Source organism: Janthinobacterium sp. ROICE36, from assembly GCF_002869965.1.
Lineage (GTDB): Bacteria > Pseudomonadota > Gammaproteobacteria > Burkholderiales > Burkholderiaceae_D > Janthinobacterium.
Genome location: NZ_PEBS01000008.1, coordinates 26,925 through 47,424 on the forward strand (window position 1 = coordinate 26,925; position 20,500 = coordinate 47,424).

Genomic DNA, 20,500 nt, shown 5'->3' on the forward strand with positions numbered 1-20,500 from the left:
TTCTCTTTCTTATTGTGCGTTGGCAAGCGTGGCTTGCTGTGCGGCATTGGCTTCGGCCTTGGCGGCATTGCCGCGCACCAGGCGCAGCACGAAACCGGCAGGACCCGTCTGATACCAATGGCGTACGCCACGGCGTGGCTGGCCCATCGCTTGCGTCAAACGGTCCAGGGTGATGGCCAGCAGCACGATGCCCAGGCCGCCCACGGTGGCCAGGCCCATGTCCAGGCGGCCGATGCCGCGCAATACCATCTGACCCAGGCCACCGACGGCGATCATCGAGGCGATCACGACCATCGACAGCGACAACATCAGCGACTGGTTGATACCGGCCATGATGGACGGCATGGCCAGCGGAAACTGCACGCGGGTCAGCAACTGCCACGGCGAGGCGCCATACGCGCGGGCCGCTTCGATCAAGTCCGGACGCACCTGGCGGATACCGAGGTTGGTCAGGCGCACCAGCGGCGGCAGAGCAAAGATGATCGTCACGATGACGCCTGGCGCATTACCGATACCAAACAGCATCACCACCGGCACCAGATACACGAAAGCGGGCGTGGTCTGCATGGCATCGAGCAAGGGGCGCAGGATATTCTGTGCGCGGTCGCTGCTGGCAAGGAAAATGCCCAGCGGCAAGCCAATGGCCAGGCAGAAAGCCAAGGAGGTGAGCACCAGCGACAAGGTGATCATGGCTTCCGGCCAGATACCCAGCATCGATACCACCAGCAGCGCCAATACAGTGCCGATGGCCAGGGTGCGGCTGGTAAATTGCCAGGCCAGCAAGCCGACGATGGCGATCACGGTCAGCGACGGGGCTGCCAAGAGCACGTCGCTCACGCCATTCAGGGTGCTGTCGATCGGCGCGCGCACGGCCTGGAAAAACGGACGAAAATTGGCAACGACCCAACCCAGGCCCTGGTTGATCCAGGCTTCCAGCGGCAGCGAGCCGTCAAACAGTTGCGTCAGGTGAAAGCCGCTGGCGTGTTCGGGCGTGGCGGCGGACGCGGCAGCGTCCAGCCAGGAGGTATCGCTCGGCGCTGCCGGCAGCCAGGGATTGATCTGGGCGGCCTGTTCAACAACAGGTTCTACTGTGGAAACGGTGCTTGGGTTCATGCTTGTCCTTTCTGTAATTGTGGCTCGGCAATGGCTGGCGTATCGCGGTCGAGGAACTTCAGCAAGGTCGTCTTGCTGATGGCGCCGCGGAAGCTGCCATCATTGGCCACCACAGGGACGGCATAAGGCAGTTGCGCCACCTGGCCGAACAGGCCGGCGACTGGCTCATCTGCATTGATGGTCTGCACATCGGGCAGATAAGCATGCGCCAGACCCAGCGGACCGACATGGCCGTCGAGCGCATCGCGCAGCGAATCGACCGAGACGACGCCGAGGAACTTGCGCTGCGGATTGACAACATAGGCAAACGCGCGATCCTGCTCTTCCAGCATCGACAGCGCGGCGCGCGAGCCGCGGCTGGGCGACTCGGACACCACGATCTGGCTCTTGCGGGCAATATCGCTGGCCTTGAAGACGGCCGCTGCATCGACGCCGCGCACGAAGTTGCGCACATAATCGTTGGCTGGTTTGCGCAGGATTTCTTCCGGCGTGCCCACTTGCACCACGTGACCATCTTTCATGATGGCAACGCGGTCGCCGATGCGCATGGCTTCGTCGAGGTCATGCGAAATGAAAACAATGGTGCGGCGCTTGATTTGTTGCAAGCGCAGCAGTTCCGATTGCATTTCCGTACGGATAATCGGATCGAGCGCGGAAAACGCTTCATCCATCAACAAAATCGATGGATCGCAGGCCAGCGCTCGGGCCAGGCCCACGCGCTGCTGCATGCCGCCCGACAATTCGTCGGGATAGCTGGCGCCGTAGCCGTCCAGGCCCACTTGCTCCAGCGCTTGCTGGGCCAGCGCATGGCGCTCGGCCTTGGGCATACCGGCCAGTTCCATGCCGAAGGCAGTGTTGTCGAGCACGGTAATTTGCGGCAGCAGCGCGAACGACTGGAACACCATGCTGATGTCCTTGCGACGCAGGGCGCGCAGTTGGGCGTCCGGCAAGGTATTGATGTCGTTGCCGTCGATCAGGATGCGGCCGGCGGTCGGCTCGATCAGGCGATTCAACATGCGCACCAGGGTCGACTTGCCCGAACCGGACAAGCCCATGATGACGAAAATCTCGCCCGCTTCGATGGTAAAGGTAGCGTCGAAAACGCCGATGGTGCAGTCGGTCTGGCCCAGGATGTCCTGCTTGCTGGCGCCCTGACGGACGAGTTCAAGTGCTTCTTCTGGCTTGTCGCCGAACACTTTGAACACATGGTCGATAATGATTTGTTTTGCCACGATGTGGTTCTCCCTCGATTTGACGAATGGAATGAAACCCAGCAAGCTGCTAGCTTGCGGCGGGAATCAGCAAACCCTGTTGCGTCGGCTACGCCACGGCGCAAAAGCGCACGGGAGCGACAGAAAACAGGGGGTGACACGCGTATAACCAGCGGATGGCCAAAGCCGATGCCGGGGTGCCGTGTGCGTGCTAAAAGAGGCTGTGGTTCAGGACTTTTAACAACGCTAGCGCCATGCAAATACATGGAACCAAATGTATCTGACCGAAAAAATCGACCAAGCTACTTTTAACTGGATGCGGGTGTAAAACCCGAAGAATTATTCACCACTCAGCGAGTGGGGAGTACTGCGAAGCAGAAGGCGAAACGTGGGGTAGCTGTTGTAAATATGACTCAAGTATAGCGCAAAAAGACCCCAAAGTCCAATAGCTTTCCAAATAGAAATGTGTTAGCAATGTTCGCCAGCGTACAGTCAGATGTAAAAAAGGCGAAAAGCGACGTGTTTGCATCGTCTTTTCGCCCATCGCTGCGACACGCTTCCTAGCACCAAACAGGGTGCCAGACAAGCGGGTGGAACGCCATCAAACTGCTTCGGTAAACACCTTGCGCATCTTCTCGGCAATTTTGCCTTCGATGGTGGAAGCAAAGGCGCTGAGCATGAAGCCCAGCTTGATTTGCAGTTGCGCCTGCTCTTTTTCCAGGGTCAGCGAACCATCGACGCCGCTGCGCTCGAAGCGCAGCACATCGCCATCCCAGGCGCACGCCAGGTCATATTCCTGGGCCAGCTTGTCGGCCACTTTCTGCGCCGCTTCGCGCGCCTTTGCTGCTGTCAGCTTATGTTGCTGAACTATATTTATATCCGCCATCAAACGATCCTTTTATTATAAAAACGGGGCCATACGGCCAGCATCATACCAGCCGCCATGCGGCGGGCGCGACCATGCCCGGCACCGGCGAGGCAAAAAAACGGCCGCCGCCCACATGTCGTTTGCGCTGCATCAAACCGGACATGCCGAAGCGGGGCGACTATTCCAGTTCCAGTTGCGCGTGTCTTGGAGAGCTACCATGGACCAGAAAGTCATCGTGCCGGTCGAAGCCGTATTGACCAAATGCATGTCCCTGCCCGTCGGCTATGTCCCTACCCCATCGGCGCCCTACCGCCAGCACCGCAAGAATGCGCAACTGACGCTGCAGCCGGGCCCGCCCCGTCTGAGCGACACAACGGCCCGCAATCAGGCCGCCGTGCCCGTCGGTTCGCGCGTGCTGATCTGGAAACAAGATCCCTCCGTCAGCGACCTGGGAACGCGCAAGGCCTTCCTGCCCGGCCTGACCCTGCAAGGCCCGCGCGACGCGCGCATCACGTTTGGCGAACCGGGCATCGCGCAGGTCAGCCCGAATGCCTTCGGCGACTTCATCGTCTCGCCCAACACAGACCAGTTCGATGCAGTGCACACCTTTGCCATCGTGCGCATGACACTCACCATGTACCAGCGCGCGCTGGCCAGCAACGACACGGCGCCGCCGCTGCCCTGGCAATGGAATAGCGCCAGCAATACGGCGCCCCTGCGCGTGTTTCCGCACGGCTTGCCCAATGTCATGAATGCGTATTACAGCCGCAGCGACAAGGCTCTCAAGTTCGGCGACTTCATCCCCAGCGGCGCCACCGAGCGCGTCTACACCTGCCGCTCGCTCGACATCGTCTCGCATGAAACGGGGCACGCCGTGCTCGATGGCCTCAAGCCAAATTGGCTGCTCAGCAACAATCCACCGCAAACGGGCGGCTTGCACGAATCGTTCGGCGACTTGACAGCCATCTTCCTCGCCCTGTCGCAACTGGACCAGGTGGAAACGGTGATAGCCCAAACCAAGTCCGACCTGCACGACAAGACCTTCCTGGCCGACCTGGCCGAGCAGTTCGGCCTGGCCCTGGGCCGGCCAAACGGCTTGCGCAATGCCGACAACGACATCAAATTGTCGGAAGCAGGCACGGAAGTGCACGCCATCTCGCAAGTGTTTACGGGCGCCATCTACGACATCTTGGCCGACATCTTTTCCCACGAACGCCAGCCCCAGCTGGAAGACGATGCAGCCGTGCTGCACCGCTGCGGCGACTATCTGCGCAGCCTGGTCCTGCGCGCCCTGGTGGCGTCGCCCGAGCAAGCCGCCACGTATGCCGATGTGGCTGGCCACATGCTGACGATCACCGAGGCCGACGGCAACGGCGCCTACCTGGACTTCATCCGCAACAGCTTCACCGTGCGCGAAGTGCTCAAGGCCAATGCCATGGCAGAAGATGGCCAGATGACCTTTGCCCCCGACGTCGTCGACGGGGACGGCGCCGTGCAAGACAGGCGCGCCTGCTGCGGTACCATGAACCATGCGGAATACAGCGAGTCGGATCAATTACTCGAAGCGGAGCGCGAAGCGCTGGCCACCTGGTGCCGCAGTTACGGCGCCCGCTAGACACCCGCGCACCAGCACGCCCGCTTCAAACCTGCCGGACTGGCGGCAGGCGATAGCGCGCCCACCACCATCGACAACAAGGAGCAGCATGAAAATTTCAGCCCGCAGCAGCGGCGGCTTTGCCGGCCTGAGTGAGCAGTATGACATCGATACGCAAGCCCATCCGGCTGGCCCCGGGCTGGAAGCGACACTGGCCAGTAGCGGCTTTTTCACGCACCAGCAAGCCACGGGCGAACAGGTGGGCGCCGACATCCCCCACTGGCAGATCACCGTCGAAGCGCCCACCGCGCGCCGCACCATTACATTTGCCGAGGATGGCAGTGCAGAAAATGCACGTTGGCAACAGTTGCTGATGCAAATACGTGCCAGTGCCTGATTTTTCTGGCATGTATTTGGTATCGATCTTGATTTGAGTAAAACAAAAACACCACACGGCAAGATAGCACGCCGCCCGCCCTGTACCCTGCCACATCGGGCGACTGTCGCTTTCTTGCTGCGTTCTTCATGGCAACGTCCCGGATAGTCGCTGAATTGCACTCTCTGCGCGGCAACGGCAACGCGAAAAAATGAATTTGCTTATATGTATTGTATATAAGCGGGATTTGTGAGAAATAGCGAATTGCCTTAAAATACAATGCTTTGCTTTAGTATGCGCCGCCGAGGTTCCTGCAGGCGCTACAGCACCTCCCCCAAAAATTGATAGGACTGTTATGACCCACGTTGTCACCGAATCCTGCATCGCCTGTCGCTATACCGACTGCGTCGATGTCTGCCCGGTAGATTGTTTCCGGGAAGGCCCGAACTTCCTGGCGATCGATCCGGACGAATGTATTGACTGCGCCGTCTGCGTGGCAGAGTGCCCGGTGAACGCGATTTTCGCGGAAGAAGACGTGCCGGGCGACCAGCAAGCCTTTATCAAGATCAACGTCGATCTGGCCCGCAACTGGCCCTCGATCACCAAGACAAAGGCTGCCTTGCCGGAAGCCGAGCAATACAAAGGCGTCAAGGACAAGCTCGACATGCTGGTGCGCTAGGCGCACGGCAGTTGCGGCCGACATTCCGGCGGGAAATTTCCTCCCCCCCAGGGGCGTGGCGGCAAATAACTATACCAAAAGCAGCGGAAACGCTGCTTTTTTGCTTTTAACGCATCATTGCAGGTCTATCCACGCAAGTGTGGTGCGCTGTCACATCGATGCGCAAACTATGGACCTATGCGCGGTAAAGCACATTTTGTCCTCAACAAATATCGTAGAATTGGATTATGATATTTGAGCCGATATTGGCGCTTGGAATTAAACAAGGACTCTATATGCTTTACCAACTGCACGAACTGCAACGCTCTTTCCTCACTCCGGTGATGCAATGGGCAGACATGTCCTCCAAGTTATTTACCAACCCGGTTTCCCCACTGGCCCACACTCCGTTTTCGCAACGCATCGCAGCCGGCTACGAGCTGATGTACCGTCTTGGCAAAGACTACGAAAAACCGCAATTCGACATCAAATCCGTGCTCGTCCAGGGCGAGAGCGTCGACATCCGCGAACACGTTGTCGTGACAAAACCGTTTTGCCGCCTGATTCACTTTAAAAAAGAAGCCACTGGCTTGCAACAGCCCAAAGTTTTGCTGGTTGCCCCCCTGTCCGGTCACCACTCGACCCTGCTGCGCGATACCGTGCGCGGCTTGCTTGCCGAGCATGATGTCTACATCACCGACTGGACGGATGCGCGCATGGTACCGCTGACGGAAGGCCCGTTCCACCTGGACGACTACATTTATTATGTGCAAGAGTTCATCCGCCTGCTGGCGCCTGACTTGCACGTGATTTCCGTCTGTCAACCGACCGTGCCTGTGCTGGCCGCCATCTCGCTGATGGCGACGGCAAAAGATCCGCACATGCCGAAGACCATGACGATGATGGGCGGCCCCATTGACCCGCGCCGTTCGCCCACGCAAGTGAATAACCTGGCGACGGAAAAGAAATTCTCGTGGTTTGAAAACACCGTGATCTACGCGGTGCCACCGAACTACCCTGGCTTTGGCCGCAAGGTCTATCCGGGCTTCCTGCAGCACGCCGGTTTCATCGCCATGAACCCGGGCCGCCACGCACAAAGCCACCGCGAGTTCTACATGCACCTGGTGACGGGCGACGACGAGCCGGCGGAAGGCCACCGCCAGTTTTACAACGAGTACAACGCCGTGCTGGACATGCCGGCCGAGTACTACCTGGAAACCATCAAAACGGTCTTCCAGGAATTCAGCCTGCCGATGGGCACCTGGAAAGTGGGCGGTCAACTGGTGCGTCCACAAGACATCACGAATGTGGCGTTGTTTACCGTAGAAGGCGAACTGGACGACATTTCCGGCGCCGGCCAGACGCAGGCGGCGCATGATTTGTGTTCCGGCATCCCTGCCGAGATGCAGCAAGACTTCGTCGCGCCGAAATGCGGCCACTACGGCATCTTCTCGGGCCGACGCTGGCGCGAGATCATTTGCCCGAAAATCGGCGAATTCATCCAGAAACACGGCTGATAAGCTGTGTTTCAAGCAAAACGGCACGCCAGGCTACCCTGGCGTGCCGTTTTCTTTTATGCCCAGCTCACGCGCGCGACGTTTCGATTTTCACTGTCGGGCGTGTATTGACAAAGATTTGCTCGACTCTCGGCTCGCCTGGCCCCGGCTTTTTCATCGCATAGCCATCGAGCTGGGCGTCAGCCAGCGCACCAGCGCCGTCCGGCGCCGCTGTATGGGCCGCACCAGACGCGCGCCCAGCACCAGCACAGCCACCGAGACGGCGTGCGTCAGTTGCCGCAGGCGCGGGGCAGGGTCTTGCTTGGCGATCAGTTCCAGCATACGAAAGCATCCTTTCAACGTCGTCAACACAGTGGCTGGAGACTAAAGGATGGGCAAACAAACAAGAACGAATGGTTTCGTATTTAGATATTTCGTTTTGGCAATTAACAACAGTGACGTGGGACGTCAGGGAGCGGTGGGGACGGTGGCCAGGCTCTGGTCGAGCCGCTTCCAGTAATCACGCTCCAGCCTGGCCGTATCGATGTCGCGCGCCGCCTCGTTGAAGCGTTTTTGCCGTGCCGCACCCTCGGCATCGCGCTGGAAGCACACATGCACGGGGCGCTCCTTGAAGACGGTATCGATGATGGCAATGCGCTCGCGCTCGGCCTTGCTGAAGTTGCGTCCCATCAGCAAATGCTGCAGGACATGGCGCTCGATGACGATCACGCGATAGCGCTTGATAAACAGTTTCTTCAGATTCGTGGCGTCGTTCAAGCCCTCTTCCGTCTTCAGCTCGCCACGCGCCACCATGCCATCGAACTGCTCGCCATTCGAATAACCGGCCACGGTGCCGACGCGCAGCTTGCCCAGTTCGGCCAGGGTGACGCCGGGCAAGCCATCCTCCTTCAGGTAGGCCAGCACCCCCTGCGTGCTGCCAACCGGAACAGAAAAATGACAGAGTTTTTCCCTTTCAGGCGTGCGCCAGACGGCCAGGAACCCGGCGTAACGGGGACTGGCCAGGCCAAACTGCATGGCGCGCTTCCAGGGAAAATATTCATATCTGACCGTATAGCCGAGACGTTCGAAGACAGCACTGACCATGGCGCCCGACATGCCATCGGCAGGCAGGCTATGGGAAATAAAGGGCGGCCAGTCTTCTGCCGCGAAGCGGACAATACGTGAGCTGACAGCACCCGCTGCCGCCATGGGGGGGCCAGCCTGCCCGTGCGCAACGGCAAGCGTAGAGTGCATGAACAAACAGAAGGGAAAACCAACTGTCCGAAGGAAACGCATGTTTTGCTCCTATGGCCTGGCGCGCCTTGCAGTGCAGGTGCGGTAACAGGACTGGCGGTCGGCTTTTTTTGATCACTGACTTGATAAAAATCATGCTCCCACAAAAAAAAAGAAATTTCAAAGTTGTTTATTTACACTTTGACATTCCCGTGGGAAATAAAATACGATTGCGGCGCGCCTGCAACAGCCAGCTACAGCGCACGCTATCCCGTTTCACGACACAGGTTTTTACTTGCAGGCGGCCGAGATGGTCGATAATAACGTTTTACCATGGAAGATGACCGTGCCGCATCCCGCCTCTCCCTCCCTTGCCGACCAGATCGAAGACTTGCTGCCGCAAACGCAATGCACCAAATGCGGCTACAACGGCTGCCGCCCGTATGCGGAAGCGATTGCCGCAGGCAGCGCCGACATCAACCAGTGCCCACCGGGCGGCGCGCAAGGCATCGTGCGCCTGGCCGGCTTGCTGGGCAAGAAAGTCATTCCGCTCAATCCCGTGAATGGCCTCGAACGTCCGCGATCTGTCGCTTACATCGACGAATCGCTCTGTATCGGCTGTACCCTGTGCATCCAGGCCTGTCCCGTGGACGCCATCGTCGGCGCCGCCAAGCAGATGCATACGGTGGTGACCAGCCTGTGCACGGGCTGCGACCTGTGCGTGGCGCCCTGCCCCGTCGACTGCATCGTGATGTATCCCGTCAGCGGCGACGCCACCGGCTGGGATGCCTGGAGCCAGATGGACGCCGACGACGCGCGCGCGCGCCACGATTTGCGCACGCAGCGGCTGCGCCGCGAAAGCGAGGCCAACGACGCGCGCCTGGCCGCCAAGGCCGTCGCCAAGATGCAGGAAGTGACGCAGGAAGTGCCCGTCACGCCCGACGAACAGGCGGAAAAAGAGCGCAAGCGCGCCATCATCGCCGCCGCCATGGAGCGCGCGCGCGCCAAGGCCGCCGCCAGCACGGACACCGCCCAGCCAGCCCCCACCACCCCGAAAAAAGACGCATGAATGCTGCCAAACGCCTGGAAATCTTTACACGCTTCCGCGCCGCCAATCCTTCGCCGAAAACGGAACTTGAATACACGACGCCGTTCGAGCTGCTGATCGCCGTGCTGCTGTCAGCGCAGGCGACGGACGTGTCCGTCAACAAGGCGACCCGCTTGCTGTATCCGGTCGCCAATACGCCGGCCACGATACTGGCGCTGGGCGTCGACGAGCTGGCCAGCTACATCCGCACCATCGGCCTGTTCCGCACCAAGGCGAAGAACGTCATCGCCACCTGCCAGATCTTGCTCGATCAGCACGGCGGCGAAGTGCCGCGCGACCGTGCCTCGCTGGAAGCCTTGCCCGGCGTGGGCCGCAAGACGGCGAATGTGGTCATGAACACGGCATTTGGCGAACCAACCATGGCAGTCGACACGCATATCTTCCGCGTCTCGAACCGCAGCGGCATCGCACCAGGCAAGAATGTCGATATCGTCGAGCAAAAACTGCTGAAATTCATACCCAAGCAATTCCTGCACGACGCGCACCACTGGCTCATCTTGCACGGCCGCTACACGTGCACGGCGCGCAAACCGCAATGCTGGAACTGCATGATTGCCGACCTGTGCGATTACAAGAGCAAATCGCCGATGCCGGCCGTGGTGTAGGATTGCTTGCAAAAAAAATGGCCCGCAAGGGGCCATCGTATTGCAGGTCGGCATAACGCTACGCGCGTATTCCAACTTACAGCAAGACCATATTATCGCGGTGAATCAGCTCATGGCCTTCCATGTAGCCGAGAATCGCCTCGATCTCGGTGGAGGGCTTGCGCATGATGCGGCGCGCTTCGCCGCTCGTGTAGTTCGACAAGCCGCGCGCCACGGGCACGCCGTCGGCATCGACGCAGGTGATGACGGCGCCGCGGCCGAATTCGCCGTTCACGCCCGTCACGCCGATCGGCAACAGGGACTTGCCTTCCTGGCGCAGCTTTTGCACGGCGCCCGCGTCCAGCACGACGGCGCCGGCCGTGTGCAGATGATCGGCCATCCACTGCTTGCGCGCCGTCAATTGCCCCGTTTGCGCGCGCAATTCCGTGCCGATCGCTTCGCCACTAGCCAGGCGGCTCAGCACATCGCTGTCGCGGCCCCAGGCGATGATCGTATGGGCGCCGGACTTGGCGGCGCGCTTGGCGGCGAGGATTTTCGTCAGCATGCCGCCACGCCCCAGGCTGCTGCCGGCGCCGCCGGCCATCGCTTCCAGGGCCGGATCGCCCGCCACGCCTTGCGTGATCAGGTAGGCGTTCGGGTCCTTGCGCGGGTCGGCCGAGAACAGGCCGTGCTGGTCGGTCAGGATGACCAGCGCATCGGCCTCGATCAGGTTGGCCACCAGCGCGCCCAGGGTATCGTTGTCGCCGAACTTGATTTCATCGGTGACGACCGTGTCGTTTTCATTGATGATCGGCACCACGCCCAGGCGCAGCAAGGTCGTCAGGGTGGAGCGGGCGTTCAGATAGCGTTCACGGTCTGCCAGGTCGGCGTGCGTCAGCAGCACTTGCGCCGTGCCCAGTTGGTGGGCGCGGAAGCTGCTTTCATAGATCTGCGCCAGGCCCATCTGGCCAACGGCGGCACACGCCTGCAATTCGTGGATATCGGTGGGGCGCCGCTCGAAACCGAGGCGCAGCATGCCTTCGGCGATGGCGCCGGAACTGACCAGCACGACTTCCTTGCCCAAGGCGCGCAAGCCGGAAATCTGCGCAGCCCAGCGGGCAATGGCAGCATGGTCGAGTCCGCGGCCATCGTTGGTGACCAGCGAAGAGCCGACTTTGATGATGATGCGGGTAGCTTTTTGAATCACGGAATCCATGGGGCGGCGCTCTTCACTTAATAGACGTCAGCGCGCAGAACGCAGCAGCAGCAAGGCCAGCCCCACCGTCAGTTCGATTGCGCACATGAACAACACAAAACCCTGGGGCAAGCCGAAACTGATGGCCGCGTACAAACGGCCGGCGGGCTGCGCCAGGACCAACATTGCAGTGATATCGCCGAGGATGGGCGGTTCGCCCTGCCGTGATGCGAACAGCGCCAGGAGCGCGGTAGCGCCCCAGACACCGACATGGGAGGCGTAGAACTGGCTGTAGCCATTGACGCCATTGAGGAAGATGCCCATGCCGGCCGCCAACTCATCGGCGAACAGCAGGCAGGCGACCGCGCTCAGCCCGTAAGCATACGCGATCAGATGTAATACACGGCGCTGCCACGCTTGCTTGCGCGAGGATGCGACAGCGACCGCCTGTACCGACATCAGGGTAAGGCTCTTAATCGAGGATCTTGAAACGCGGATCATCCGGGTCGATCGACGAGATACCGCGTGCTTCTTCGGTCATCTGCGTTTCTTCGGCACGGCTTTCGCTGTGTTTCTTCGCTTCCAGATGTTGATAAATCGCATTCACCAGTTCCGGGCAACCTTGATGGTTCAGCGCGGAAATCTCGAAGACGGGACCTTTCCAGGCAAAACGCTTGAGGAAGTCCTTCACCAGCTTCTTGCGGTCTTCTTCCGGCACCATGTCGAGCTTGTTCAACACCAGCCAGCGCGGCTTGTCGACCAGCGATTCATCGTATTTCTTCAATTCCTTGACCAGCGCCTTGGCTTCCTTGACAGGATCGACGTTGGTTTCAAACGGCGCCAGGTCGACGATGTGCAACAGCAGGCCCGTGCGCTGCAAGTGACGCAGGAATTGATGGCCCAGGCCCGCGCCTTCGGAAGCGCCTTCGATCAAGCCGGGAATATCGGCGATCACAAAGCTCTTCTCGTGCGACACGCGCACCACGCCCAAGTTCGGGTGCAGGGTGGTAAATGGGTAATCGGCAATTTTTGGGCGCGCGTTCGAGACGGCCGAAATGAACGTCGACTTGCCGGCGTTCGGCATGCCCAGCAGGCCCACATCGGCTAGTACTTTCAGTTCCAGGCGCAGTTCGCGGCGTTCGCCTTCTTTGCCCTCGCCTTTTTGGCGTGGTGCGCGGTTGGTCGAGGACTTGAAGTGGATATTACCCCAGCCGCCTTCGCCGCCCTTGGCCAGCATTTCGGTCTGGCCGTGTTCGGTCAAATCGGCCAGGATTTCGCCGCTCGCGTTGTCGATGATCAAGGTGCCGACGGGCATGCGCAGATGGATGTCATCGGCGCCCTTGCCATAGCAATCTGCGCCACGGCCAGGCTCGCCATTGCGAGCCTTGTGCATTTTGGAGAAGCGGAAATCGACGAGCGTGTTGATATTGCGGTCGGCGACTGCCCAAATGGTACCGCCCTTGCCGCCATCGCCGCCATCGGGACCGCCGAAAGGCCGGAATTTTTCACGGCAGAAAGAGGCGCAGCCGTTGCCGCCATCGCCCGCGATGACTTCGATTTTTGCTTCGTCGATAAACTTCATAATTTTGCCGCCATAAAACTAAAAAGGCTCTACCTTGGGCAGAGCCTTTCGATTGAAGGCTTGCGCCTTACATCATGCGATCACGGCGGAGCGAACTGGCGCCCCGCGATGAATTACGCTGGTACTGCTGCGTTAGGTACAACGGTCACGAATTGCTTCGAGCCAGCACCTTTGACAACGAACTTCACTTTGCCCGCGATCAGCGCGAACAAGGTGTGGTCTTTGCCCATGCCTACGCCTTCGCCGGCGCGCACTGGCGTGCCGCGTTGACGAATGATGATGCCGCCAGCATTGATAGCTTGGCCGCCGTAGACTTTAACGCCCAGACGTTTTGATTCTGAATCACGGCCGTTTCGCGTTGTGCCGCCGCCTTTTTTATGTGCCATTTAAGACTCCTTGATAGCTGATTAATTCAAACAGCGGCGATTAGCCGTTGATCGAAACGATTTGGATTTCGGTAAAATTCTGGCGATGGCCTTGATGCTTTTGGTAATGCTTACGACGACGCATCTTGAAAATTTTGACCTTATCATGGCGACCATGCGCCACAACCGTAACCAGTACCGTTGCACCTTCGACCAATGGCGCACCAAATTTAATGGTGTCGCCCGCGCCTACTGCGAGAACTTGATCGATGGTGATTTCGGAACCAATGTCTGCCGGTATCTGTTCTACTTTAAGTTTTTCGCCAGCGACAACTTTGTATTGTTTGCCACCGGTTTTTATGACCGCGTACATGATTTGAAACCTCATCAAATGTTGAAAGAATTTGTCCCACTGCCACGCAAAGCAAGCCGTACACAACAGGGGGAACCAGCGATTATACACGGACTGAGAAATTGCGTCAAAAACTATTCACAAAGCTTGATGATCGTGGTATGTCGACAACCTGACCATCATGTCAGGCTTGCGCCAGGCGGACAGAAAAGCACGCGCCAGTGCCAACAAGGTCAAACAATTGCTCTACAGTCATAGGCAAACATCACGTTCGCGCAAGCCTTGTCGTATAATCGCCGCACCCACAATCTAATGCAGGTTCGCCTTGTCTGACGCTAACAAACACGTTAACCAAAACACCATCGTGCAAACGATTGCCGCCGATATGGACGCAGTCAATACGGTGATCCGCCAAAAACTGCACTCCGACGTGATTCTGATTAACCAGATCGCTGAATACATCATCAGTGCAGGCGGTAAACGCATCCGTCCCGTGCTGATTTTGCTGGTGGCCAATGCCCACGCTTATCGCGGCACGGCGCACCATGAACTGGCTGCCGTGGTTGAATTCATCCATACCGCCACCCTGCTGCACGACGATGTCGTCGATGAATCGTCGATGCGCCGCGGACGCCAGACGGCCAACGCCCTGTTCGGCAATGCGGCCTCGGTGCTGGTGGGCGACTTCCTGCACTCGCGCTCGTTCCAGCTGATGGTGTCGCTGAACAATATGCGCGTCATGCAAATCCTCTCCGACGCCACCAACGTGATCGCCGAAGGCGAAGTGCTGCAGTTGCTGAACATGCACGATCCGGACGTGACGCAAGAGAGCTACCTGAACGTCATCCGCTCGAAGACGGCCAAGCTGTTCGAAGCGTCGGCGCAACTGGGCGCCCTGATCGCCGGTGCCAGCGAAGACGATATCGAGGCGGCTGCCGAATACGGCCGCTCGCTGGGCACGGCCTTCCAGCTGATCGACGACGTGCTCGACTATGCTGGCGACGCCACCGAAATCGGCAAGAACGTGGGCGACGACTTGCGCGAAGGCAAACCGACCATGCCGCTGATCTGGCTGATGGAAAACGGCACGCCGGAACAGCGCGAACTGGTGCGCAGCTGCATCGAGCAAGGCGACGAACAGCATTTCGACGCCATCCTGGCCGCCATCACCAGCAGCGGCGCACTCGACTACACGCGCAAGCAGGCGGAAATCGCCGGCCAGCGCGCCGCCGATGCCATCGCCGGCTGGCCGGACAGCGTCTACAAGCAATCCATGCTGCAACTGTGCTCGTTTGCCGTGGACCGCAATCACTGATCGCGTTTCACTCTATACAATACAAGACGGCGCCGATGGCGCCGTTTTTATTACTGCCGTTCATGCTCCATCGCCGCGCCCGCCAATTCCTGCACGATGGCCGGCTCCGCTTCCAGCCGTTCGCTGTAGCGGCTGCCCAGGTAATCACGGCGGTCGCGTACCAGCAGGGTAAATTTGTACAACTCCTCCATCACATCGACCAGGCGCTCGTAGTACGGCGACGGCTTCATGCGGCCCGCATCGTCGAATTCCTGATAGGCCTTGGCCACCGAGGACTGATTCGGAATGGTGACCATGCGCATCCAGCGCCCCAGCACGCGCAAGCCGTTGACGGCATTGAACGATTGCGAACCACCCGACACTTGCATCACGGCAAGCGTGCGTCCCTGCGTGGGCCGCACGCTGCCCGTTTCCAGCGGCAGCCAGTCGATCTGCGACTTGAAGACCCCCGTGACGGCGCCGTGGCGCTCGGGACTGCACCAGACTTGCCCTTCGGACCACAGCGACAGCGCGCGCAGTTCCTGCACTTTCGGATGCTCGGGCGAGACGCTGTCGACCATGGGCAAGCCGTGCGGATCGAACACGCGCGTGTCGGCGCCAAAATGACGCAGGATGCGTTCCGCTTCCAGCGTCAGCAGCTTGCTGTACGAGCGTTCGCGCAAGGAACCATACAGCAGCAGGATGCGCGGTGCGTGGGTGGAAAGCGTGACCGGTGCCAATTTGTCCACGCTGGGCAAGTCCAGGTGGGCGGCGCTGATGTTGGGTAGATCCTCCATGGCCGACCTCTCAAGCCACCGGCTTGCCGTCGGCGCCCACCACGGCCTGGCCTTCTTCCTTGGCAAAGGCGCCTTGCTGCGGCAGCGGCAGGATTTCCAGCACTTTTTCCAACGGCCGGCACAGGCGCACGCCCCGTTCCGTGACGACGATGGGGCGGTTAATTAAAACAGGATGGGCTTGCATGGCGTCCAGCAGGGCTGCATCGCTCAGCTCAGGATTGGCCAGGCCCAGTTCCTCGTACAGGGCGCCCTTGTCGCGCATCGCCGCGCGCACGGACAGACCCGCTCGCTTGATCAGGTCGACCAGTTCTTCACGCGAAGGCGGGTGCTTGACGTAATCGATGATGACGGGCTCGACGCCCGTGTTGCGGATCAGGGCCAGGGTATTGCGCGAGGTGCCGCATGCCGTGTTGTGATAGATCGTGATCGTCATGTCGTCGTTTCCTTTGGTAAATGTGGTTCGCTGACGCAACAAGGCGCGCCGGCGCAGCAGTTCTCGGTCAAAAAGAGCAGCAAGCCGTTCATGCCCGCATAGTTGGCGGCATAGATGATGGAGCGGCCCGCCTTGCTCGCCGTCAGCAGATCGGCGTGCGCCAGTTCCTTCAGGTGAAACGACAGCGACGAGGGCGCAATGGCCAGCGCCTCGGCGATTTTCGTCGCGGCCATGCCTTGCGCCCCCGCTTGCACCAGCAAGCGGAACACGGCCAGCCGCGATTCCTGCGCCAGCGCGGCCAGGGCCACGATGGCGGAAGCACTCGTCAGCGGTGTCGCCTGACTGGCTATTGTCTTTTCATTTTCCATAATTCAATAATACTCGAATTATGGAATCATTTCAAGCGACAGCCCTTACGTAAGCCAGCGCACCGACCTCCATGGCCTATTGGTCTACCTTGATGAAAAAATCATTGCGATTGGCTTACCATGACACCCTCAACCCCGCTCAACATCCTCGGCTGGAGCCTGGCCGCCCTGCTGGCCCTGATCGCCATCGTGGTCATCTTCGTGCTGACTTTCGACTGGAACCGCGCCCGCCCCTACATCAACCAAAAGGTGTCGGAAAGCACGGGCCGCGAATTCGTCATCGGCGGCGATCTGCAGGTGCAATGGCGGCAGGGCTTGAAAACGGAGACGGGCTGGCGCCGCTATGTGCCGCGCCCTGTCATCAGCGCGCAAGACGTGCGCATGAGCAACCCGGGCTGGGCCACGGCAGGCCCGCAACTGGCCAGCGCGAAACGCATCGACGTGGCCATCCATCCGCTGCCCCTGCTGCAGCATAAGGTAGTGCTGACGGACCTGGCGCTGGATGCGCCGCAGATCGCCCTGCAGCGGCGCGCCGATGGCAGCAATAGCTGGACCTTGAAAGACAATGGCCCATCAGCGTGGGAAGTGGAAATCCAGCGCATGGTCTTTGGCAACGGCGCCATCCGCTACCTAGACGAGGCCATCGCCCTCGACGTGCGCGCCAAGATCAGCTCGACGGCGCCCGACGCCACGCCGGGCGATGCGCCAGGCAGCGCACCCGTGGAGAAATACGGCATCGCCTTTACCCTCGGTGGCAGCTACCGCAAGGCGCCCGTGACGGGCGGCGGCAAGGCCGGCGCCGTGCTGTCCTTGACCGATAACAACACGCTCTATCCCGTGCAGGCGCATGCCGTGCTGGGCAAGAACAAGGCCAGCATCGATGGCACCCTGACGGACCCGCGCTCGCTGTCCGGCATCGATTTGCAGCTGAGCCTAGCCGGTGCCAGCATGGCCGACCTGTATCCGCTGACGGGCGTGCTGCTGCCGGAAACGCCGGACTACGCCTCCAAGGGTCGCTTGCTGGGCAAGAAGGACGGCGCCAACTGGCACTGGACTTACGAGAATTTCAAGGGCACGGTGGGCCAGAGCGACCTGGCCGGCACCCTGCAATACTTGCCGCGCCAGCCCCGTCCCTTGCTGCGCGGCGAAGTGACGTCGCAGCAGCTGCGCCTGGAAGACCTGGGGCCCACCATTGGCGCCCACAGCAATGCGCAGAAACAGGCGCGCGGCAAGGCTGCCGTGCAGCCCGACAATAAAGCCTTGCCCGTGGAACAGTTCAACACAGCAAAATGGAATGCGCTCGATGCCGACGTGAAATTCACCGGCAAGAAACTGGTACGTACGCACGACATTCCATTCAACGACGTCGTCGCCAACATCCACATGAAAGACAAGGTGCTGAGTTTGACGCCCCTCAACTTCGGCATGGCCGGTGGCGACATCACCTCGAACATCACGCTCGATGGCCGTCAAAAGACCATCGCCGCGCAAGCCAAGGTGGCGGCGCGCCACCTCAAGATTCGCGAACTATTTCCCAAGCTGCAATCGATGCAAGCGAGCTTCGGCGAAGTGTATGGCGACGCGGCACTGACGGGCCAAGGCAATTCCGTCTCGGCCATGCTGGCCAGCGCGAATGGCGAGCTGGCGGCCACCGTCAGCGAAGGCTCCGTCAGCCAGTTCATGCTGGAACTGGCCGGCCTGAACCTGGCCAATGCCGTCTTCGTGAAAATCTTCGGCGACAAGCAGGTGCACCTGAACTGCCTGGCCAGCGATTTCGCCGTCACGAATGGCCAGGCCGACGTGCGCCGCTTCGTGCTCGACACGGACACGGCCGTCGTGAATGTCACGGGCAACGTCAACCTGGCAAGCGAAACCCTGGACCTCGACGTGCGCCCGCGCACCAAGGGCGCCCGCATCATCACCCTGCGCACGCCGCTGTATGCGAAAGGCACGTTCAAGAACCCGGACGTGGGCCCGCAAAAAGGCCCGTTGGCGTTGAAAGCCGGCGCCGCCGTGGCGCTGGCTACCATGGTGACGCCGCTGGCCGCCCTGCTGCCGCTCGTCAACATCGACAAAGCCCCCGACACGGACTGCGCCGCCGTCATGGCGCAAGCGAACGCCACGCGCAAGGCCCCCACTTCACCGGCGACAAAGGCACCGGCGAAAAAAGTCAGCGAAGCGGAGATCAAAAAGGCCCAGCAGGAAAAGAAATAGGCTGTGACGCAGCCGCTTGAAAGCCGCCCCGCCATCTGCTGTAATGAAGGAAAGCGGGGTGTGGCTCAGCCTGGTAAAGCGCTGCGTTCGGGAAGCAGAGGGCGCTGGTTCGAATCCTCTCACCCCGACCAGCCCCTCCGCTAGGCCCGGCCGGCATCGACTGCTGACACCTTGACCTGCGCGTTGGCGTGCGCGCTGGAAGTATGATATTAATTGAACAATTGATTAATTAAACACTTTCATCGCGCAAGGGCCCCGGTCTTATGTCTTTCCTGATAGTTCTGGCCGCACTGGCCTTCCTGATGCTGGCCGCCTACCGCGGCTATAGCGTGATCCTGTTTGCGCCCGTCGCCGCACTCGGTGCCGTGCTGCTCACCGATCCGTCCGCCGTGCCGGCCGTCTTCAGCGGCATTTTCATGGAAAAGATGGTGGGCTTCATCAAGCTGTATTTCCCCGTCTTTCTGCTCGGCGCCGTGTTCGGCAAGCTGATCGAGCTGTCCGGCTTTTCCCAGTCCATCGTCGTGGCGGCCATCCGCTATATCGGCAGTGCGCGCGCGAATGCCGTCATCGTTGCGGTGTGCGCGGCCCTGACTTACGGCGGCGTGTCGCTGTTCGTCGTGGTGTTTGCCGTGTATCCGTTTGCAGCCGAGATGTATCGCCAAAGCAATATCCCGAAGCGGCTGATGCCGGGCGCCATCGCCCTGGGCGCGTTCTCGTTCACCATGGATACCCTGCCCGGCACGCCGCAAATCCAGAACATCATCCCCACCACCTTTTTCAACACGACCGGCTGGGCTGCGCCATGGCTGGGCACCATCGGCGCCGTGCTGACGGTGAGCATGGGACTGGCTTTCCTGGAATGGCGCCGGCGTTCCGTCATGGCAACGGGCGAAGGGTATGGAGTGGAAGCGGAACAGGCCAAAACCGGCGGTGGCGAGCTGCCCCATCCGCTGCTATCGGTGGCGCCTTTGGTGCTGGTGGGCGTGGCCAACTTTGCGCTGACCAAGCTGATTCCACACTGGTATGGCGCCAGTTACGTACTCACAGCCGACGCACTGCCCGGCTTGCACGCGCCCGTGGCGACGTCGATAGGCTCCGTCACCGGCATCTGGGCCGTGGAGGGCGCTTTATTGCTGGGCATCTTGCTCGTGTGCGTGACGGCCTTCGGGCGCATCCGCGCCGCCTTTGCCGAAGGCACCAAGGTGGCCGTGGGTGGCGCACTGCTGGCGGCCATGAATACGGCATCCGAATACGGCTTCGGCGGCGTCATCGCGGCCCTGCCCGGTTTCCTTGCCGTCAGCAATACCTTGCGCAGCGTACCCGATCCGCTCATCAACGCAGCGGTCTCCGTGACGACCCTGGCCGGCATTACGGGATCGGCCTCGGGCGGCATGAGCATCGCGCTGGCCGCCATGTCGGACGGTTTCATTCAAGCTGCGCAGCAAGCCCACATTCCGCTCGAAGTCATGCACCGCGTGGTGGCCATGGCCAGCGGCGGCATGGACACCTTGCCGCACAATGGCGCCGTGATCACCCTGCTGGCCGTCACGGGCCTGACGCACCGCCAGTCCTACCGCGACATTTTCGGCATCACCGTCATCAAGACGGTGGCCGTGTTCCTCGTCATTGCCGTCTATTACATGACGGGGCTGGTCTAAC

The 20,500-nt window shown here is 60.4% G+C and carries 22 protein-coding genes and 1 tRNA gene; 10 read left to right on the forward strand and 13 right to left on the reverse strand.

The window, feature by feature from the left end:
- Positions 1 to 9: 9 nt before the first annotated feature.
- The 3 genes from proW to CSZ94_RS05120 form a co-directional block, all read right to left on the reverse strand.
- Positions 10 to 1,113 (reverse strand): glycine betaine/L-proline ABC transporter permease ProW, encoded by a 1,104-nt coding sequence (gene proW / locus CSZ94_RS05110; RefSeq protein ID WP_102120522.1) that lies wholly within the window; start codon positions 1,111 to 1,113, stop codon positions 10 to 12.
- The gene (gene proV / locus CSZ94_RS05115; RefSeq protein ID WP_102120593.1) at positions 1,110 to 2,345 is read right to left on the reverse strand and encodes a glycine betaine/L-proline ABC transporter ATP-binding protein ProV; all 1,236 of its coding nucleotides are present in this window, start codon (positions 2,343 to 2,345) and stop codon (positions 1,110 to 1,112) included. Before proV ends, proW begins: the two co-directional genes overlap by 4 nt.
- 580 nt (positions 2,346 to 2,925) lie before the next feature.
- Positions 2,926 to 3,210 carry a polyhydroxyalkanoic acid system family protein gene (locus CSZ94_RS05120; protein WP_102120523.1) on the reverse strand — a complete coding sequence of 95 codons (285 nt, stop codon included), beginning with the start codon at positions 3,208 to 3,210 and terminating at the stop codon, positions 2,926 to 2,928.
- 199 nt (positions 3,211 to 3,409) lie between these two features.
- Here CSZ94_RS05120 and CSZ94_RS05125 point away from each other — a divergent pair, with 199 nt between their 5' ends.
- From CSZ94_RS05125 to CSZ94_RS05140, 4 genes are all read left to right on the forward strand, one after another.
- Positions 3,410 to 4,807 carry a hypothetical protein gene (locus CSZ94_RS05125; RefSeq protein ID WP_102120524.1) on the forward strand — a complete coding sequence of 466 codons (1,398 nt, stop codon included), beginning with the start codon at positions 3,410 to 3,412 and terminating at the stop codon, positions 4,805 to 4,807.
- Positions 4,808 to 4,895: 88 nt separating this feature from the next.
- On the forward strand, positions 4,896 to 5,183 hold the full coding sequence (locus CSZ94_RS05130; RefSeq protein WP_102120525.1) for a protealysin inhibitor emfourin: 288 nt from the start codon (positions 4,896 to 4,898) through the stop codon (positions 5,181 to 5,183).
- A 334-nt stretch (positions 5,184 to 5,517) separates the two neighbouring features.
- The gene (gene fdxA, locus CSZ94_RS05135; RefSeq protein ID WP_102120526.1) at positions 5,518 to 5,841 is read left to right on the forward strand and encodes a ferredoxin FdxA; all 324 of its coding nucleotides are present in this window, start codon (positions 5,518 to 5,520) and stop codon (positions 5,839 to 5,841) included.
- A gap of 275 nt (positions 5,842 to 6,116) precedes the next feature.
- Positions 6,117 to 7,337 carry a polyhydroxyalkanoate depolymerase gene (locus CSZ94_RS05140; RefSeq protein WP_035825103.1) on the forward strand — a complete coding sequence of 407 codons (1,221 nt, stop codon included), beginning with the start codon at positions 6,117 to 6,119 and terminating at the stop codon, positions 7,335 to 7,337.
- A gap of 153 nt (positions 7,338 to 7,490) precedes the next feature.
- Here CSZ94_RS05140 and CSZ94_RS27935 read toward each other — a convergent pair whose 3' ends face one another.
- A complete protein-coding gene (locus CSZ94_RS27935) occupies positions 7,491 to 7,658 on the reverse strand; it encodes a hypothetical protein (protein ID WP_180977375.1) in 168 nt (55 codons plus the stop codon).
- 126 nt (positions 7,659 to 7,784) lie between these two features.
- Positions 7,785 to 8,612: a substrate-binding periplasmic protein gene (locus tag CSZ94_RS05150; RefSeq protein WP_308410538.1), complete on the reverse strand. Its 828-nt coding sequence runs from the start codon at positions 8,610 to 8,612 to the stop codon at positions 7,785 to 7,787.
- 247 nt (positions 8,613 to 8,859) lie between these two features.
- Between CSZ94_RS05150 and rsxB the strand changes: the two genes are divergently transcribed.
- Both rsxB and nth read left to right on the forward strand, forming a co-directional pair.
- The gene (gene rsxB / locus CSZ94_RS05155) at positions 8,860 to 9,618 is read left to right on the forward strand and encodes an electron transport complex subunit RsxB (RefSeq protein WP_258000785.1); all 759 of its coding nucleotides are present in this window, start codon (positions 8,860 to 8,862) and stop codon (positions 9,616 to 9,618) included.
- Complete coding sequence (gene nth, locus CSZ94_RS05160) at positions 9,615 to 10,262, forward strand: endonuclease III (RefSeq protein WP_102120529.1); 648 nt, start codon at positions 9,615 to 9,617, stop codon at positions 10,260 to 10,262. The genes rsxB and nth overlap by 4 nt, the downstream gene beginning before the upstream one ends.
- A gap of 76 nt (positions 10,263 to 10,338) precedes the next feature.
- On the opposite strand, the gene proB is transcribed toward nth, so the two are convergent.
- The 5 genes from proB to rplU all read right to left on the reverse strand — a co-directional run bounded on the left by proB (position 10,339) and on the right by rplU (position 13,756).
- Positions 10,339 to 11,457 (reverse strand): glutamate 5-kinase, encoded by a 1,119-nt coding sequence (gene proB / locus CSZ94_RS05165; RefSeq protein ID WP_102120530.1) that lies wholly within the window; start codon positions 11,455 to 11,457, stop codon positions 10,339 to 10,341.
- A 27-nt stretch (positions 11,458 to 11,484) separates the two neighbouring features.
- Positions 11,485 to 11,895 carry a hypothetical protein gene (locus tag CSZ94_RS05170; protein ID WP_102120531.1) on the reverse strand — a complete coding sequence of 137 codons (411 nt, stop codon included), beginning with the start codon at positions 11,893 to 11,895 and terminating at the stop codon, positions 11,485 to 11,487.
- A gap of 13 nt (positions 11,896 to 11,908) precedes the next feature.
- Positions 11,909 to 13,018 (reverse strand): GTPase ObgE, encoded by a 1,110-nt coding sequence (gene obgE / locus CSZ94_RS05175; RefSeq protein ID WP_096234008.1) that lies wholly within the window; start codon positions 13,016 to 13,018, stop codon positions 11,909 to 11,911.
- Positions 13,019 to 13,131: 113 nt separating this feature from the next.
- Positions 13,132 to 13,404, reverse strand: a complete 273-nt coding sequence (gene rpmA, locus CSZ94_RS05180; protein ID WP_010395157.1) for a 50S ribosomal protein L27 — start codon at positions 13,402 to 13,404, stop codon at positions 13,132 to 13,134.
- A 40-nt stretch (positions 13,405 to 13,444) separates the two neighbouring features.
- On the reverse strand, positions 13,445 to 13,756 hold the full coding sequence (gene rplU / locus CSZ94_RS05185) for a 50S ribosomal protein L21 (RefSeq protein ID WP_038500602.1): 312 nt from the start codon (positions 13,754 to 13,756) through the stop codon (positions 13,445 to 13,447).
- Positions 13,757 to 14,060: 304 nt separating this feature from the next.
- Between rplU and ispB the strand changes: the two genes are divergently transcribed.
- A complete protein-coding gene (ispB, locus tag CSZ94_RS05190) occupies positions 14,061 to 15,050 on the forward strand; it encodes an octaprenyl diphosphate synthase (RefSeq protein ID WP_096234007.1) in 990 nt (329 codons plus the stop codon).
- 50 nt (positions 15,051 to 15,100) lie between these two features.
- On the opposite strand, the gene arsH is transcribed toward ispB, so the two are convergent.
- From arsH to CSZ94_RS05205, 3 genes are read right to left on the reverse strand one after another with little or no spacing between them, the layout of a single operon-like run.
- The gene (arsH, locus tag CSZ94_RS05195) at positions 15,101 to 15,826 is read right to left on the reverse strand and encodes an arsenical resistance protein ArsH (RefSeq protein ID WP_102120532.1); all 726 of its coding nucleotides are present in this window, start codon (positions 15,824 to 15,826) and stop codon (positions 15,101 to 15,103) included.
- 10 nt (positions 15,827 to 15,836) lie between these two features.
- Entirely contained in the window at positions 15,837 to 16,259 is a 423-nt protein-coding gene (gene arsC / locus CSZ94_RS05200; protein WP_102120533.1) for an arsenate reductase (glutaredoxin), read from the reverse strand.
- Complete coding sequence (locus tag CSZ94_RS05205) at positions 16,256 to 16,627, reverse strand: ArsR/SmtB family transcription factor (RefSeq protein ID WP_258000786.1); 372 nt, start codon at positions 16,625 to 16,627, stop codon at positions 16,256 to 16,258. The genes arsC and CSZ94_RS05205 overlap by 4 nt, the downstream gene beginning before the upstream one ends.
- 120 nt (positions 16,628 to 16,747) lie before the next feature.
- Between CSZ94_RS05205 and CSZ94_RS05210 the strand changes: the two genes are divergently transcribed.
- From CSZ94_RS05210 to CSZ94_RS05220, 3 genes are all read left to right on the forward strand, one after another.
- Positions 16,748 to 18,841, forward strand: coding sequence for an AsmA family protein (locus CSZ94_RS05210; RefSeq protein WP_102120534.1), 2,094 nt, complete (start codon positions 16,748 to 16,750; stop codon positions 18,839 to 18,841).
- Between the two features lie 54 nt (positions 18,842 to 18,895).
- Positions 18,896 to 18,972, forward strand: a tRNA-Pro gene (locus CSZ94_RS05215).
- Between the two features lie 132 nt (positions 18,973 to 19,104).
- Entirely contained in the window at positions 19,105 to 20,499 is a 1,395-nt protein-coding gene (locus tag CSZ94_RS05220) for a GntP family permease (RefSeq protein ID WP_102120535.1), read from the forward strand.
- The last annotated feature ends 1 nt before the right edge of the window (position 20,500 follow it).

Coding starts and splice junctions, on each gene's coding strand:
- fdxA (WP_102120526.1), top strand. CDS start 5,518: ATGACCCACGTTGTCACCGAATCCTGCATCGCCTGTCGCTATACCGAC.
- CSZ94_RS05120 (WP_102120523.1), bottom strand. CDS start 3,210: ATGGCGGATATAAATATAGTTCAGCAACATAAGCTGACAGCAGCAAAG.
- CSZ94_RS27935 (WP_180977375.1), bottom strand. CDS start 7,658: ATGCTGGAACTGATCGCCAAGCAAGACCCTGCCCCGCGCCTGCGGCAA.
- rpmA (WP_010395157.1), bottom strand. CDS start 13,404: ATGGCACATAAAAAAGGCGGCGGCACAACGCGAAACGGCCGTGATTCA.
- CSZ94_RS05125 (WP_102120524.1), top strand. CDS start 3,410: ATGGACCAGAAAGTCATCGTGCCGGTCGAAGCCGTATTGACCAAATGC.
- CSZ94_RS05140 (WP_035825103.1), top strand. CDS start 6,117: ATGCTTTACCAACTGCACGAACTGCAACGCTCTTTCCTCACTCCGGTG.
- CSZ94_RS05205 (WP_258000786.1), bottom strand. CDS start 16,627: ATGGAAAATGAAAAGACAATAGCCAGTCAGGCGACACCGCTGACGAGT.
- arsH (WP_102120532.1), bottom strand. CDS start 15,826: ATGGAGGATCTACCCAACATCAGCGCCGCCCACCTGGACTTGCCCAGC.
- arsC (WP_102120533.1), bottom strand. CDS start 16,259: ATGACGATCACGATCTATCACAACACGGCATGCGGCACCTCGCGCAAT.
- rsxB (WP_258000785.1), top strand. CDS start 8,860: ATGGTCGATAATAACGTTTTACCATGGAAGATGACCGTGCCGCATCCC.
- CSZ94_RS05220 (WP_102120535.1), top strand. CDS start 19,105: ATGTCTTTCCTGATAGTTCTGGCCGCACTGGCCTTCCTGATGCTGGCC.
- CSZ94_RS05150 (WP_308410538.1), bottom strand. CDS start 8,612: ATGCGTTTCCTTCGGACAGTTGGTTTTCCCTTCTGTTTGTTCATGCAC.
- proB (WP_102120530.1), bottom strand. CDS start 11,457: ATGGATTCCGTGATTCAAAAAGCTACCCGCATCATCATCAAAGTCGGC.
- CSZ94_RS05130 (WP_102120525.1), top strand. CDS start 4,896: ATGAAAATTTCAGCCCGCAGCAGCGGCGGCTTTGCCGGCCTGAGTGAG.
- CSZ94_RS05170 (WP_102120531.1), bottom strand. CDS start 11,895: ATGTCGGTACAGGCGGTCGCTGTCGCATCCTCGCGCAAGCAAGCGTGG.
- CSZ94_RS05210 (WP_102120534.1), top strand. CDS start 16,748: ATGACACCCTCAACCCCGCTCAACATCCTCGGCTGGAGCCTGGCCGCC.
- proW (WP_102120522.1), bottom strand. CDS start 1,113: ATGAACCCAAGCACCGTTTCCACAGTAGAACCTGTTGTTGAACAGGCC.
- nth (WP_102120529.1), top strand. CDS start 9,615: ATGAATGCTGCCAAACGCCTGGAAATCTTTACACGCTTCCGCGCCGCC.
- rplU (WP_038500602.1), bottom strand. CDS start 13,756: ATGTACGCGGTCATAAAAACCGGTGGCAAACAATACAAAGTTGTCGCT.
- obgE (WP_096234008.1), bottom strand. CDS start 13,018: ATGAAGTTTATCGACGAAGCAAAAATCGAAGTCATCGCGGGCGATGGC.